Origin of the sequence: Sporolactobacillus sp. KGMB 08714 (assembly GCF_036598985.1) — a bacterium.
In the GTDB taxonomy this organism is placed as follows: domain Bacteria; phylum Bacillota; class Bacilli; order Bacillales; family Sporolactobacillaceae; genus Sporolactobacillus.
The window spans coordinates 1-14,974 of record NZ_JAUUBW010000038.1; the positions used below are offsets into that span (position 1 = coordinate 1).

The 14,974-nt window shown below is 43.4% G+C and carries 14 protein-coding genes; 7 read left to right on the forward strand and 7 right to left on the reverse strand.

Translation table 11 applies throughout. The features are described 5' to 3' along the window. Nucleotides 1-257: 257 nt before the first annotated feature. Nucleotides 258-1,037 carry a DUF3825 domain-containing protein gene (locus tag Q6A92_RS15435; protein WP_332238632.1) on the forward strand — a complete coding sequence of 260 codons (780 nt, stop codon included), beginning with the start codon at nt 258-260 and terminating at the stop codon, nt 1,035-1,037. Between the two features lie 137 nt (nt 1,038-1,174). Here Q6A92_RS15435 and Q6A92_RS15440 read toward each other — a convergent pair whose 3' ends face one another. Both Q6A92_RS15440 and Q6A92_RS15445 read right to left on the reverse strand, forming a co-directional pair. After that, nucleotides 1,175-1,540 carry a YolD-like family protein gene (locus Q6A92_RS15440; RefSeq protein WP_332238633.1) on the reverse strand — a complete coding sequence of 122 codons (366 nt, stop codon included), beginning with the start codon at nt 1,538-1,540 and terminating at the stop codon, nt 1,175-1,177. Next, nucleotides 1,537-2,766: a DNA polymerase IV gene (locus tag Q6A92_RS15445; protein ID WP_332238634.1), complete on the reverse strand. Its 1,230-nt coding sequence runs from the start codon at nt 2,764-2,766 to the stop codon at nt 1,537-1,539. Before Q6A92_RS15445 ends, Q6A92_RS15440 begins: the two co-directional genes overlap by 4 nt. 109 nt (nt 2,767-2,875) lie before the next feature. Here Q6A92_RS15445 and Q6A92_RS15450 point away from each other — a divergent pair, with 109 nt between their 5' ends. Further along, nucleotides 2,876-3,076 carry a transcriptional regulator gene (locus tag Q6A92_RS15450; RefSeq protein ID WP_332238635.1) on the forward strand — a complete coding sequence of 67 codons (201 nt, stop codon included), beginning with the start codon at nt 2,876-2,878 and terminating at the stop codon, nt 3,074-3,076. Next, complete coding sequence (locus Q6A92_RS15455; RefSeq protein ID WP_332238636.1) at nt 3,073-3,255, forward strand: hypothetical protein; 183 nt, start codon at nt 3,073-3,075, stop codon at nt 3,253-3,255. Before Q6A92_RS15450 ends, Q6A92_RS15455 begins: the two co-directional genes overlap by 4 nt. 128 nt (nt 3,256-3,383) lie before the next feature. On the opposite strand, the gene Q6A92_RS15460 is transcribed toward Q6A92_RS15455, so the two are convergent. Continuing rightward, a complete protein-coding gene (locus Q6A92_RS15460; RefSeq protein ID WP_332238637.1) occupies nt 3,384-3,731 on the reverse strand; it encodes a hypothetical protein in 348 nt (115 codons plus the stop codon). A gap of 239 nt (nt 3,732-3,970) precedes the next feature. On the opposite strand from Q6A92_RS15460, the gene Q6A92_RS15465 reads away from it, so the two are divergent. Together Q6A92_RS15465 and Q6A92_RS15470 are read left to right on the forward strand one after the other, a co-directional pair. Beyond that, nucleotides 3,971-4,582, forward strand: a complete 612-nt coding sequence (locus tag Q6A92_RS15465; protein WP_332238638.1) for a hypothetical protein — start codon at nt 3,971-3,973, stop codon at nt 4,580-4,582. Between the two features lie 142 nt (nt 4,583-4,724). Further along, on the forward strand, nt 4,725-5,663 hold the full coding sequence (locus Q6A92_RS15470; protein WP_332238639.1) for an ATP-dependent DNA ligase: 939 nt from the start codon (nt 4,725-4,727) through the stop codon (nt 5,661-5,663). 454 nt (nt 5,664-6,117) lie between these two features. On the opposite strand, the gene Q6A92_RS15475 is transcribed toward Q6A92_RS15470, so the two are convergent. Further along, nucleotides 6,118-8,331 carry a bifunctional alpha,alpha-trehalose-phosphate synthase (UDP-forming)/trehalose-phosphatase gene (locus Q6A92_RS15475; RefSeq protein ID WP_332238640.1) on the reverse strand — a complete coding sequence of 738 codons (2,214 nt, stop codon included), beginning with the start codon at nt 8,329-8,331 and terminating at the stop codon, nt 6,118-6,120. 597 nt (nt 8,332-8,928) lie between these two features. On the opposite strand from Q6A92_RS15475, the gene Q6A92_RS15480 reads away from it, so the two are divergent. Beyond that, a complete protein-coding gene (locus Q6A92_RS15480; protein WP_332238641.1) occupies nt 8,929-9,378 on the forward strand; it encodes a hypothetical protein in 450 nt (149 codons plus the stop codon). Between the two features lie 188 nt (nt 9,379-9,566). After that, complete coding sequence (gene smpB / locus Q6A92_RS15485; RefSeq protein ID WP_274398709.1) at nt 9,567-10,034, forward strand: SsrA-binding protein SmpB; 468 nt, start codon at nt 9,567-9,569, stop codon at nt 10,032-10,034. A gap of 142 nt (nt 10,035-10,176) precedes the next feature. Here the strand turns inward: smpB and nrdG are convergent, their stop codons facing one another. The 3 genes from nrdG to Q6A92_RS15500 form a co-directional block, all read right to left on the reverse strand. Further along, entirely contained in the window at nt 10,177-10,710 is a 534-nt protein-coding gene (nrdG, locus tag Q6A92_RS15490) for an anaerobic ribonucleoside-triphosphate reductase activating protein (RefSeq protein WP_274398711.1), read from the reverse strand. Between the two features lie 2 nt (nt 10,711-10,712). Continuing rightward, nucleotides 10,713-12,677: an anaerobic ribonucleoside-triphosphate reductase gene (nrdD, locus tag Q6A92_RS15495; protein WP_332238642.1), complete on the reverse strand. Its 1,965-nt coding sequence runs from the start codon at nt 12,675-12,677 to the stop codon at nt 10,713-10,715. Between the two features lie 804 nt (nt 12,678-13,481). After that, nucleotides 13,482-14,594 (reverse strand): MFS transporter, encoded by a 1,113-nt coding sequence (locus Q6A92_RS15500; protein ID WP_332238650.1) that lies wholly within the window; start codon nt 14,592-14,594, stop codon nt 13,482-13,484. Between the last annotated feature and the right edge of the window lie 380 nt (nt 14,595-14,974).

The following is a 14,974-nucleotide window of genomic DNA, read 5'->3' on the forward strand; positions in this document are numbered from 1 at the left end:
TAAATCAAAATAACGGTAAATCAAAATAACGGTAAATCAAAATAACGGTAAATCAAAATAACGGTAAATCAAAATAACGGTAAATCAAAATAATGGTAAATCAAGGTACAATACATCCTATGCACCAAAATTAATTATGTGCCAAATATTTTCCTTACATACATATATTAAATCACAAATATTCATTTTGCAATATTTGAGTCTAAAACAATGTATTATAATAATGACAAATATTTTTATAAAAGGGCGTGCATCTGATGGAATTACCTGAAGAGTTAAAGGAATTTGCTTACATCCCCAATTTTCTTAATAAAATAGAACAACTAAAAGGTAAAATCATGACAGAACCATGGAATTATCACGATGAATCCGACTCAACAAATCCTGTTTTGGTAAACTATTTAAGTCATACATATAATAGATTGGTAAAAGAAAGGGAAACTCTAGAACTTGCTGATAAAAACAAAGTGATTTTCTTAAAACAGGAACAGGCATGTATTAATACTGGTTTAATTAATGATGATTATGAATACTTATATATGTACTTTGAAAAAAATACTAATCCAGGCCAACAGCCATGGGTTTTTAAGAGTTATTTGAAAGAAAAAAACCCTTGGCTTAATAGACAATTTAGTCCATTGCCTAAAAGGGCAAAGTTCTTTTCAGAAATTAGCAATTTAATCTTTGATACATCTAAGAGGATAGAGATAAATATGGATCATATTCGGGAACATAAGGAGCGATTACCAGGGGCAATCAGAGATTCACTGAATTTAGAAACCATAATTAATGGGGCGTTAGACGTTGCAAAAAGAAAGATCGAAGTTAATTATAAAACTGCCGTTCCACAGTATTATGATGGCGAAGTCCAGTTTTTAATTCCTTTATGTTTACTAAATACTAAAGATGTAGATGTTGCTTTAGTTGTAAAAGATTATGGACAGAACTACTTTGGAAAAACATGTTTTACGTTAGATATGGCTTACAATAATGCAAGACTTATAGCGAAGCCAGAGAGCAACTGGCTAATACCCTAACCAATGACTAGTCTGTCACTATGTGGACCATTACTAAAAACTATGGCAATAAGAAATGATACCCCCTAAACTCTGGCCTTAGGGGGTGTTTTATTAACTGTCAAAACTTATAAGTTTTGAAATATAGAGTCTGATAATTATGAGTTGTTATTGATTGGTATGACACAGACACCGACTACATCGCTGAACAGTATCCGATAGCCCATCCCAAAGCCGTCATAGACCTGTACTATTTTTTCAAACGGATCCAGCTTTGCTATGGTACATATTTTCTGCTTGATAAAACCATATCGATAATAAGACAGTTCAACAAACTCGTGTGTTTTGATCACGGATAGCAATATTTGCTGAATCTTTTGGAGTTTGTCTTCACTTAAATGTGGCCGTTCCACTTTCTCCAAGTTTTTTTGTTCCTTCATGAGTGCTTCAACATGTTCCGGAAGCATCATCCGGCTGGATTCCCAACGCAGATTTTTCCCTGGCGTCAATTTATTTTCTCTCATTTATAATGCCCCCCAATCTTTCTGGAACGCTCTTTAAGTTGGCTGGACGGCAGTAGGGACGGACCTCGGAAGATGGCTAGACGCCCGTATTTATTGTAAATGCTGTCCATAGCCTGACTGAGCTTTTCTTTTTCTGTGAGCCGGCCGAACAGATCTAACTGAAATTCATTGTCAGGCTGCAGATCGGCGAGTGTAATGCCGACACTTCGAACAGGTTGTCGGTCCCAATGTTTATTAAATAGATCTAGTACTGCATGGTAAATGTCCAACCCGTAGTTAGTGGAATAGGGAAGCTTCATTTGTCGGTAAAAACCTGTCGGATAGTCAAAATTTGCTCCTCGAACACCTGCAGACACGACATTTCCTCGATAATGCTTAACCCGGGTCCGTCGTGCAACTTCTTCAGAGAGTTCCAGAAGAATCACCCGTATGTCCTCTTCTTTCTCATAATCATAGGGAAGAGTCAGATGATGTCCGATCGCCTTTTGTCCGTCATGCGTGTGGGGGGAAACAGGGGAGCAATCCATACCATGCGCTGTTTGCCAGAGTAGTGTTCCGTTAATTCCCCAGCGTTTCTGCAACGCTTTGATGGGGAAATTAGCTAAGTGTCCGATCGTTCGTATGCCCATGCCAAGAAAATGCTGTTCCATCCGGTGGCCGACGCCAAACATTTTGCCGATCGGTAGCGGCCAGAGCTTTTCCTCAATATTGTTGAAATTTAGTTCGAAGATGCCGGAATTATTCTTCTTACCAAAATTGTCGCAGGCGATTTTCGCAAGAACTTTATTTGGCCCAATGCCTATCCGAGCATACACACCCACTTGATCACTAATGACTTTTTGTACTTTCAGTGCCATCTCAAAAGGGGACTTGTAGGAGTGTAGACTTCCTGTCACATCCATAAACTGTTCGTCGATGGAAAACGGCTCTACAAGGTCGGTGAACGACTGAAAGATCTTAGTGATCTGAACAGACACATCAATGTAATGCTGCATGCGCGGCCGTCTGACTACTGCCTGGGGACATTTTTTCAATGCCTGCCATAATCCCTCAGCCGTTTTTACTCCATGATCTTTGGCGATTGGACAGGCTGCAAGAACTATACCACTCCGCTTTTCCGGATCTCCTGCAACAATCACGGGTTTATTCTTCAATTCTGGGTAATCGGCCTTTTCACATGAAGCGTAAAAAGTCTGCATGTCGACAAGGAAAATGACACGGTCCATTCTTATCCCTCGTTTTCTTGGTTTGATCCTATTATACACGAATATACGTTCTAAAAATACTGGAAATAAAAACAAATGTTCGGTATAATATTCAAAGGGGTGATGACCAATGAAACGAAAAGAAATGATTATTCAAGCGATTGATGTGCTGACCATGGAACATGGCTATGCGCCATCTGTAAGGGAGATAGCTGAATATGTGGGCTTGAAGTCCGCAAGTACGGTTAAAGGACATCTCGATAGACTGCGTCAAGCTGGACGGATTGACTTCGAAGATGATCGGCCGCGAACCGTGAGGATTGTGTCATGAAACGCGGGGATATCGTTGAGATTATCTATTTAGATAGAAAGGGTCAATTCTCTCAGCGTCGTATCCGTATTCTTGAAGTTGGCACCATCTTTGTCAGGGCTTATTGCTATAATAGAAAACAGATCCGTGTTTTTCAAAAGGACGGCATCCTTGCTAGTAAACAGATAAAGAGCGCATAAAATATCCCTCTAAACTTATAGAGGAATATTTTTTGTGATAACTTTTAAATTGAAACAAATTATCCCTACGGCGTAACGCAGGGATTTGGTTAAAGGAATAGATCTGAATCCATCGTAGTATGCACATGTCAATAATTAAAATACTCTTTCACTCGTTCATTTATCCACTCTGCCGCAGTTGTCTTATGGTATTGAACTGGGAATACACGGCCTCGAACGTAGATTTCGTAGTTAAGCCAATTACGACGAGTTATCCGGATGTGATGATCGAAAATTGCATTTTTATTTCTCCGCATGTCCATGGCGAGGTGGTGGGTGGCCTCGTCAATGGTTGCTATATAAAAAGCCTTAAATTTCGTGTTTGTTATATTGATCACCGTGCGATCACGCCGAAGGGCTAATTTTATAAGTGAAAGGAAAATGTATTCCCTGATGATATTTTCCTCATCCTCACGAAGTTCGTTATCCATTGCCATGTGATTCACCTCGTGAATTATTATATAAGAATATACGTTCTATATTCAACGGAAATTATATCCTTGAAGATAAAACATCATATTCAAACTTAAATATGCGCCTTAAATTGTTGTTATATGAATTATCCAGGGCCCAGAAAACTGTATCAGTATATATATCTGATTAAAGCATTTTTCCAAAATAATGAAATAACATGTTAAAATGAAATCATGAAATGATTTGGAGGGGAGATGAAAAAATGAGTGCTTTTTTCTGGATCATTGCCGTATTTGGTTTGTTTTTTTATGCATTCATTAGGTTTATGGAAAAAATGACTAATGAAGAGGAAGAACAAGAGGATCATTTTAGGGAATTCGTCTATTCACTTCCCTATTCGTTTACTGAAACTCATATCATTTCCGATTATGATGACCAACGGGCTTTGTGCCTGGATTACGCTCAAAAAAAACTTGTTATCTGTACAAAGTATGGCTATGAGCCCTTTCGGCATCGAGCCATTGATTTTATAAACCTCATCTCCTCACGTGTTATTCAAGAAGATGAAACGATCGTTGACAAGCCTCATACTCTTGAACGGGCCGCAGTAGGCGGCATGCTTGCGGGAGACAAGGGAGCTGCTTTTATGGCCATGACAGGCAAAACGAAACGTCGACAATTGATAAAAAGGGTCGTTCTTGAAGTGATTGTAAATGATTTGAACGCTTCTAGGTACCAAATAGTGTTTTTTGAAGACAACAAGGGAGTCGAAAATCGGAATAATTCATACCAAAAGGCAAAGAAGGATGCCAATCACTGGCATCATCTGATCGGCGCTTTGATCCAAAACAGTCAGGGATATTCACCAGACTAGGCGTAAAAATATGCTTAATATCCTGAAGGATGTTTGATTATAATTTTTGACATTTAGTACAACATAAACCTATGACATAATAATGTACATATCATTTTTGCGGCCTTCAATTTTAGGTATCCTCGTTTAAGCAGGTAAAATCATGGATTTTGATCCTATTGTTCCCTTTGAACCCGTTCAGTCTGAAACCATTCCAGCAGGTCCGGAATGGGTGTATCAGGCAAAATGGGATGGAGTAAGAGTTCTGATGTATTGCAACGAGAAAGATGTGCGGTTATTCAATCGACGAAAAAATGAAAGAACGGCAACTTTTCCTGAAATTGTCAATAGTAGAAACCTTGTTCGAGCTCAATCATTTATTCTGGACGGAGAAGCCATTGCGCTCAATCAAGAAGGGCGGCCCTCATTTCATGAAATAATGAAGCGGGATAGTATACGGAAAGCGAATCGGATAAGTTTAACTATGGAGAACATACCGGTCTACTACATGGTCTTTGATCTTCTTTATTACAACGGGAATTGGCTGACTGACCTTCCTTTAAAAAGTCGTTTGGATATACTTAGAGATATTCTCACTCCATCAGAGAATATACAGCTGACTCCTAATTATGCCAAGGGTCGTGAACTGTTCAACAAGATTCGACAATTGGATATGGAGGGAATTGTCGCAAAAAAAATCGACAGTTCCTATTGGATCGGGCATCAAAATGCGAACTGGCGAAAGATAAAAAATTATAAAGATGTTGTTGCGGTGGTTGGTGGCCTCTCCTACGGGGAGAGTAACGTCCATTCAATTCTGCTGGGGCTATATAACACGGACAATCAACTCATCTATATTGGCCATTGTGGGCCTGGAAAGTTGACTGCAAGGGAGTGGCAGCTTTTTGCAGAACAGGCTGCTCGCCTGGAAGACGAGCATAGCCCCTTTGTCAATTTTCCGGAAAAGAAAAACATTCGTTGGCTGAAGCCGCTGCTGACAGTCAAAGTGCATTATATTGAATGGAGTATTGGACACTCTCTAAGGCAGCCAACTTTGCAAGGAGTTGTAGAGGAAAATCCAAGTATATGCAGAGTGGAATAGAATTAACAATATTTTATTTACTCACAGCAGTAAAAGAAAGACGTATTTGAACTTTATTGAAACTCGACTGAAAAGAACAAAATAAACTCATAAAAGTTTTGCTCAAAAAAAAACATTTTGCGCAAATTTTGCGCAGCATGTTTAAAAATGCTGTAATATCAAGAGAAAATTTAAGGTATCGATTCCCACCGTCTCCATTCTGGTGTTGGTACACTATGACTGACACACCCCAAAAAATCCCTTTTTAGAGGGATTTTTAAATACCCATTTATAATAACTCCAGTACACTTTTGCGAAGTTTGAGGGGTAAATGAGGGGTTTAATCCTATTCGATTTGAAACAACTTTTTTTTTATTATCTTCCGTTTTAAAATTGAATAATCGGCAAAAGGCCATCGTTTTCACATCCTGGAACAGGATAGGAAGGCGATGGCCTGTCTCGATAGCAATGAAATTTAGCGGGCAGTCAAGTGGGAAGACTTTGTATCCGTCTGTTTCTTTGTTTCAGCAAATTGCTGCAAAAGTTGACGAACAGCTTTCCAGGATTTTAGACGATAGGCTGCCTGCGAGTCTCCTGAACCGACTTTGATGGAATAAGCATCTTCAGGAAGAGAACGAAAAAGATCCTCATTCGATTGATCGTCGCCGATACCGAAAATAAAATTATAATTCTGGTCACGCAGAAAGAGGGGCGTTACAGATCCCTTGCTGATCCGGTTGTCCTTGATTTCAAGCACATTCTTTCCTTGCAAGATACCCAGATTCAATGAGCTGATCATGTTCATAAGATTGGCTTTAATGCTTGGCAGCCAGGTATCGACGGCATCCGGTTCACAGAAACGGTAATGCCAGGCAAGGGAATAATCCTTTTCTTCAATAAAAGATCCGGGCATTCGGTCTGTATATACTTGAAGAATCGGCCGGATTGATCGTTTCCATTCGTTACTGAGCGGGACGGTCATTTGCCAGTCCTGATTCGGATGAAGCAGCCATAGTCCATGGGAAGAAACCAGATGAAGATTCATGCGGCTGAACCATTGAGTTAATGGCCTTTTATCTCTTTCTGATGTAATGACAATGGTATTTTTCGGATCTGTTGAAAGGGTCTGAAGCAGATTGAGAAGCCTGCCATCAGGTTTTGCCAGCTCCGGTGTCGGTGCAAAATCGACCAATGTCCCGTCATAATCGAGAAATAAAATTCTTTTGCCGGCTCCCTGGTACGCATTGACGATGCTTGAACGATCCCGGTTCAGATCGATTTGAACAGTTGCTTCCTTTTCACGGGTGCTGCGCGACAGGGCCTCCAGAAACGTATGAACCCAGAAATGAATATTGTACCGTTTCAAACGGTCCTGCATGATCTTATTCCGGGAGATTTTTTCTTCTGCCGGCATCTCGAGGGCATTTTTAATTCCTATGGCAATCGCGTTGTAGTCATTCGCATTGACAATGACGGCTTCGCCTAATTCACTGGCCGCGCCTGCCGTCTCACTGATGACGACCATGCCCAGCCGATCCGTGCGGGCAGCGACATATTCCTTAGCGACCAGATTCATGCCGTCCCGCAAAGGAGTCACCACCAGTACATCCGAGTGGCGATAGAAAGAGATCAGTTTTTCCTGAGAAAAGGATTGAAAATAAAACCAGACAGGCATCCAATTAACGGTTCCGTACATGCCGTTGATCTCACCGACCAGCTCGGTAATCTGCTGACGCAGTTTTTCATAGGAATCGACCTTTTCACGGGAAGGAGCAACGATCAGATTAAAACGCACCTTTTCTTTGTATTCCGGATATTTGGCAAGAAGCCGCTTATAAGCCTTGAGCTTCTCGGGAATGCCCTTAGTGTAATCGAGACGATCGATCGAAAGCAGCGTTCTCATACCTTTCATGTTCTCATAGGACTCTTCACGGAGGGTATCTACCGAGTGGCTTGCAAAGAAATCATAGTCAATGCCCATGGGGAAAACACCGATATGAACGGTTCGGTCTTCATAGCTGATCGCGTTAATCTTATGACCTAACCCTAATAGCCGCGTACATGTACTAAAGAAGTGGCGGACATAATTATAGGTGTGAAAACCGATTAAATCGGCACCAAGCAGTCCGTGCAGAATTTCTTCGCGCCAGATGAGTGTGCGGAAGATTTCGTAAGAAGGGAAAGGAATGTGGAGGAAAAAACCAATTTTTGCTTTCGGATATTTTTCCCTGATCATTTGCGGCAGCAGCATCAGTTGATAATCATGGATCCATACCATATCCTCCTCGTCCATGATTGGATCCACTGCCTCAAAAAATTTACGGTTCACCCGTTGATAGGCTTCCCACGTCCTGAAATCATAATGCGTTTTATTAGGAAAATAGTGGAACAGCGGCCAAATGGTATTATTACTGAAACCAAAGTAATATTTTTCGAGATCATCTTCCGTCAGGGAAACGGGGACACAGTGATAATTTGTGCTGAGTTCACTCGTTATCTGCCTTTTATCCTGCTGGGTCAGCGACTCCTCGGCGATCCCTGACCACCCGATCCACGGACTTCCGGATTCTTTTTGATAGCTTTTTAAACCGGTTGCAAGTCCGCCGATGCTTTCACTGAAGGTCAGCTGATCGCCTTCTTTATTGACGGTTACCGGCAATCGATTTGAAATCAGTATTGTTTTGCTCATATCATTTCCTCCTTAAAACAAGAAAAACAGAATATTATCAAAACCTGAAGGGAACTTTACCCGGAACGCAGCGTGCCGATTTAAGAACGGATTCTATGCGCGAAGCATTGACGCCGATAAATACCCCCTAAATTAATTATACCCTGATCTGAAAAAAGTAATGGATTCGTCGTACGAAGTATGATCAAAACGATAACCGGTCAAGGAAGAGCGTTAGATTTACATTCGGTCATTTGATATACTTGACAATAGATTGAATGGTATTTGTTGGATTCTATCAACTGATTGTTTCCGGGCGCGGCTATCATGTTTTTAATAAAATGGATAATCTGTCTGAAAAATTCTCTCTCCCTCAAAGAAACGGATAAATGAATTGGAGCGATCAGGCAATGATCAAAGTGGTTACTGCAAATATGGATGGTACGCTGCTTAGTAAAAACCGGGAGATCAGCTGGAGCATCTGAAGGCGCTGGCTGGTATTCTTTGATATCCGCCATCTGATCGGAATCGGATATGGAAATGCGTTATTATTGATATCAACGGAGCAGCGATTCACTCAAGAGAGCGGCAGACTGCTGGGATCGATTCTCTCAATCGGTGCGCGAAGCACTGGAAACTGTTGCATATCTCGCTGAAAAACATTATTATATAAAGGTTTATACGCAGAATAATATCTATGTACCGGCAAGCGGAATCGGCCGGCTTTATGAGAAACGCGCACCTTCAGTGTTCAGCAAAGCCATTCTGTCAGCTGATCTTTCAGTCACGATGGGCAGCGCGGATCAGGAGATGCACAACCCTTGCGATCGGGCGGTGACGATCGACTGCCGGGATGATGGCGTGCATGTGATTGATGAAGTACTGGGTGAGGCCGGCCTGCCCGGACCCGTTTGGCATCAGTCTTTGTTCAGTCTTTGTTCTGCAGTGGGTCTGGTCTGGGTACAGACAGGCACGTCAAGCAGCCTGGAACCGGAGATCCCCGTTCGATATTTTTCTAATGGCATTCTTTCTTACGACAGTTGTTTCCCGGACCCGACTTCATTCTGAAGAAAAAAATCAAATGAAGGAACCCGATGGCCGGATTTGCCTACCGGGATCGTTTAAGATTATAATGGAAACGCTCAATTAATGTGAGGATTGTTCAAAATCGGCGGTTCGGCTAATCGAATCCGTGCAGCCGGCTTTCCAGCGGCAGCTCGCAGCTTGACCCTTGCAGCAGGAGGCAGATGAAGAAGATGGAAAAAAATGAAAACCGGGTGCTGGCACAGAACCGCAAGGCGCGTCACGATTATTTTATTGAAGAAACCGTGGAATCGGGAATTGTGCTTCAGGGCACGGAGATTAAGTCTATCCGGCGCGGCAAAGTGAATATTCAGGATGCTTTCGCGCGGATCGAAAACGGCGAAGCGTTCGTGTACAATATGCACATCAGCACCTATGAACAGGGAAACAGGTATAATCATGAACCATTGCGTACGCGCAAACTGCTTATGCATCAGAAAGAGATCAATAAACTCGGTACGAAAGCAGATAAGCCCGGATATGCGCTGATTCCGCTCAAAGTCTATGTTAAAAACGGCTTTGCCAAGGTACTTGTCGGACTCGGCCGCGGCAAAAAAATGTATGATAAGCGTGAGAGCATGAAAAAACAAACAGCTGAGCGGGAAATGGCTAAAGCTTTCCGCCAGCGTCAGAAGTCGTGATTTGTCTTCCTGGTGGATTTGTAATCAAAGAAAAACGGTCTCTTTTCTTATAAAGTTACGGAGCGAAAAAATATAAAATTAAAAGAGGCTGTCCCAAAAGGTCAGCCTCTTTTCTTTGATACATCCATGGCGGGCATAGCATTCAGTCGATCTGATCAATGATGTCCATCACTTGATTCCGTTTCAGACTTTCCTGAACATCGATAATCCGTTGATTGGAGGAACCGCGGAATTTCAGAGAAATATCGCGAAGCTTCGCCACAAAACGTCCGTCAACCAGTACATCGATATAGGGCAGAATCTGTGAAAGTCGCCGTGAATGACGGATAAATTCCCAGCGGTAACCTGTATACAGCCAGATATTCTTGCCATATTGTGTCTTTAAAATCCGCGCTGCCTCAAGTGCATGATCAAACTGATAGGTGAGCGGATCTCCTCCGGAAAAGGTAATCTCATTATTTTTGGTCTGTGTCGCCAATGCAATCAACCGCTCCATCGCGACCGCTTTGCCTGATGAGGCGTCCCACGATTCAGGATTTTGGCAAAGCGGACATTTTGGATTCTGGCCGCAACCGGCAAAGAAAATAACCGTCCGTAATCCAAGCCCATCAGCAACCGAGTCGCGATATATTTGTAAGATCCGCAAGTCTTTCTCCGGCTGAACAAGTTGCTGCACCATCAGTTTCTCCAATCAAATAAAATGTGCCCATTACCTGTATGCTTCACACGATCAGCAACTTCCCGCTGCTTGCCTTCATTCATCCGTTCAACGCTTCCTGTCAGATAGCCGGTGATGCGTCTCAGACGTTCAATGTTGCTGCTGCCGCATTTCGGGCATTCGTGATCTATGATGCCCTGATAGCTGCAGACACGGCAAGTGTCAATCTGCACATTCATTGCAAAATAAGAAATATCATTGGCCATCGCGGCATTGACAAGCTGTTCCATTGCCGGAATGTTGTGCTGTGTCGAAGCGTCGACTTCGACGTAAGTAATGGCGCCGCCCCTGGAAATTTTATGAAAAGGTGCTTCCTTGCGAATCTTTTCTTCTGCTGAAATTGGATACCAGACCGGGCAATGAAACGAGTTGGTCAGGTATCCGTGATCAATGACCCCTTTGATTTCTCCGTATTCTTCTACAAGCCGATTGTAAATGGAATAACAGCAGTTTTCCGCGGGTGTTGAATAGACCGAAAAATTCAGATCATATTTTTCCGACATCGCATTTTTGTAAGCTTCAACATGTTTATAAATGGAATAGGCAAACTCCCAGACCTGATCGTCCTCAAACTGATGCTTACCGAACATTGCTGCCATGCAGTTTGACAGGCCAAGCAGGCCGAAAGCGAGCGTGCCATGTTTCAAGACTTCGCGGACCGGTTCGTCCGGGTCAAGTTTTTTCCCTTTCATCAATTGATTTTCATACATAAACGGCGCCGATTTCGCCGGCTGGCGCCCCTGATATTCAAATCGATCAACGAGCGCCTGAGTCGCGACTTCGAGCACGCGATCGAATGTCCGCCAGAATCCTTCGATGTCCGGCTTCTGACGTATGCCTAGACAAGTACCATGTTCAATGCCGATTTTCGCCAGGTTGATCGTTACCGGCGAAATGTTGCCGCGGCCCTGATTGCCGATGACGCCGAAGCGGTCGTCGGCCAGCTGCGTCCGGCAGCCCATCGTGTTAAAAATTTCTTGTTTGCACGTCGGTTTTTTAAAATAGCTGGCTGTACAATTTGCATAGTTTGGAAACATCCGCATCGAAGAACACTTCAGCGCCAGTTTGAACAAATCGTAATTCGGCGTGCCGGGCCGATCATTGATCCCCTTATAATACTGAAAAACCTGAACGGGGAAAATCGGCGTCAAATGGTGGGCACCGACGCCCTCAATGGTCGCATCAAGCACACTCCTGGACACAAGACGGCCGGCAGGCGAAGTATCCGTTCCGTAATTGATCGATGTAAACGGCAGCTGATCGGCGGCACGCGACTGCAGGCTGTTCAAATTATGAATCAGCGCTTCCGCCCCCTGATGAGCCTCTTCCGTTGTTTTGTCCCACGCATAAAGCAGCGCCCGGCGGTAGGGATGTCCGGCCGGATAATCGTCCTTCGTATCCAGAAAATGAACGGCTGAATCGGCGGTCCCGGTTTTTTCCGTATCATAAATGTATTTCAACCCAACGGCAAAATGTTTGCGGAATGATTTGTCGACATAAGGCGCGAGATCAAGATCCAGCGTCCCGACGGCAATGCCGCCGAATTGCAGATTGCTCTGGCACTGCATAATCACTGCAGTCAGCTGCATGGCGCTGGAAATCGAATTCGGTTCGCGAATGTCGGCATTATTCGTTTTAAATCCGCCCGCCAGCACCTCAGCAAGATCAAGGGTCAAACAGTTGTGATTGCCGGACGCGTAAGCGTTGAAATCGTGTATGTATATCCAGTTATCTTGAAACGCTTTCCGAACATTCTCGGACAGCAGGTAATCCATCGCATACCGCTTTGTTACATGATTTGCCACGCGGACGTTGCGTGCTGAAAAAACTTGTTCAGCTAAATTTGCATTTTCATTTTCGATATTATTTAGATCCATTGTATTCTTGATCATGAGCATCATTGGATCTTCTGTTAATTCGATCATAGCCAATCGGCCCTCTTTCATCGAAATCTATATTAATCTTGCAATTCATATATTATACTACATATTGTGCCTGTTTAACATGACGTATACATATGTTGATTAATTGTCAAAATTCAAGATCCTGCTGACTAAGAGACAGGCATTTGTGGGTGCAGCCGTTCTGAGAACGTCTATTCCTCCTGCACCTTAACAGCTCCGGGGAATTTTTAAATTTCTAAAATGAAAAGGCTATCCTTTTGGACAGATTCTAAGGAAGAGAAAATAGTTAGACGGCATCGAACTATTTTCTCTGCAGCAGGGCGTTTTTTAATAGCTATTTAATCAAATTAATCAAAAATTTACTTTATCTGAATTTCAGCGTAGACAGTGGCGGATCTTATCATTTCAGACTACCTGAGGCTAAAGTCAAACAGGCCCTCAGGTGATTTTCCTTTTTGAGAAGTAAATGAGAGGTGAATTTGTCGATGGGGTCTGAAACCGCTGATAAACAGGCGGCGCTCGACGATTGATCAGCGGTTTCCGCCATCTCCACCTGCGGAACATCAATAAATCCTCAAAAATGTTGATATAAAGACATTTTTGAGGATCTCTGTTTTGCATTTCATCCGTTTTGATTGATGCCGTGAAGTTCGCCCGCTGTGTCGGCAGCCCGTGTTTCAAGCAGATCCGGTTCGTCAGGAATTATTTGACACACGAAAAGTAAAAGTTATATTTTGCCGCAAATATGGGGTGCTGTTCTTTGCTCCCTTACTAAAACAAGGGCCTATTGGCCGGAGCCGCTTTAACAAAAAGGTCTATAGGACTTCACAAAGCCTGTCCTTGTTCCTTTTCGATCTGCCCCAAGGATTTTCCTCCCGTATTCGGCATGAAAACGAGGCCGACCACCAGGGATACCAGGGTGAATCCTGTCATCAGCAGGCCGAGGCGATGGAATCCCATCGCTGCCAGAATCGGGACAAACATGCTCCAAAATCCGAGCGAGACACGAATGACGGCCCACATAAAGCCCTGCGCCGTCGAACGGAATCGCGTCGGGAAGAGCTCGCTGGCCCAGATCTGATAAAATTGCTGTTCACCGCAGCCGTTGCCGTAGCCCCAAAAGAGAACAAAGAGGATTGCGATACCGGTATTCAGCGGGAAGAATGCAAAAAGCGACATGGCAAGCACACAGAGCCCTGCTCCGGAAAGAAACAGCCATCTTCGTGCCTTAGGATTATCGGCAAATTTCATGAAGATAAAAGTACAGGCAAGAAACGTGACCGCATATTCGCACAGTTGAAAGATCAGGCTGGTTACCTGGGTCTGATTGCCGAAATTCTTAAGCAGATACGGGAGGAAGAAACCGTTCGTACCTGCCGCAAAGTTCCATACGCCGAAGAGAACAATCAGAAAGATGAGGTCCTTCAGATTTTGACCTTTAAAAAGGCTGGATAGCTTCACCTTGTACGGATCAAAAGATCCTTGTTTTATTTTTTGGCGTTCGCTGATCCAGACTTTGGATTCCGGCATGTCGGTGCGCATCAGCCAGGTTATAAGGGCGACAAGAGCCAGATGAAGGAATACGATACGTACGCCCCCAATCCCTAATGGCGTTGTCAGGGACGCGATTAAAAGTGTCACCATGACGCCCACCGCCCAGAGAGACTGAGCCGCACCGCCATGTCTGCTCCGGTTTTTATTTTGCGCATTCTCGGCGATGATTGTCCAGGAAGCCGGGATGTCGGCCCCGACAGACAGGCCCATAATGACGTAGCCGAGAATCAGCATCCATGATGAAGAAGCGCTTACAAGAATGATGATGCCGACAATATAGCAAAGCAAATCGTATTCATAGATTTTCTTTCGGCCGACTTTATCGCAAAGCCATCCGCCGCGCCGGTTTTTCCTTAACCTGGCCGAAGGACCTGACCCGACGATTTACTCATGTACAGTATATTGCTAAAAAGGAAAGAAGACTTCGGGGAAAAACATGCGATTTTCTGTACTCCCGTAGCCCCATTTGATCGCCCATGCACAAGAGCAAAAAGGTTTCAAAAAGGTTTCACTTATATTATATTCGATAAAAGCGGTCGAAAACTCTACCCTATCAAACGATTTTACGAATAATGAGTATATATCCGGTTGAGCCGATCTGAAAGCGTTCCCAATTATTTCGAAAAGTGATCGGTTGGCGCGAACGCCAGCCTATTCTTTTGAATGTTCCTGTGAACGGTGATTTTTCCCTCTGAAAAGGGGATATCGTGCACGAACAGGCGTCATCTGGCGGAAACGCCCGATCTTTTTTTTCGGCCTGCCGA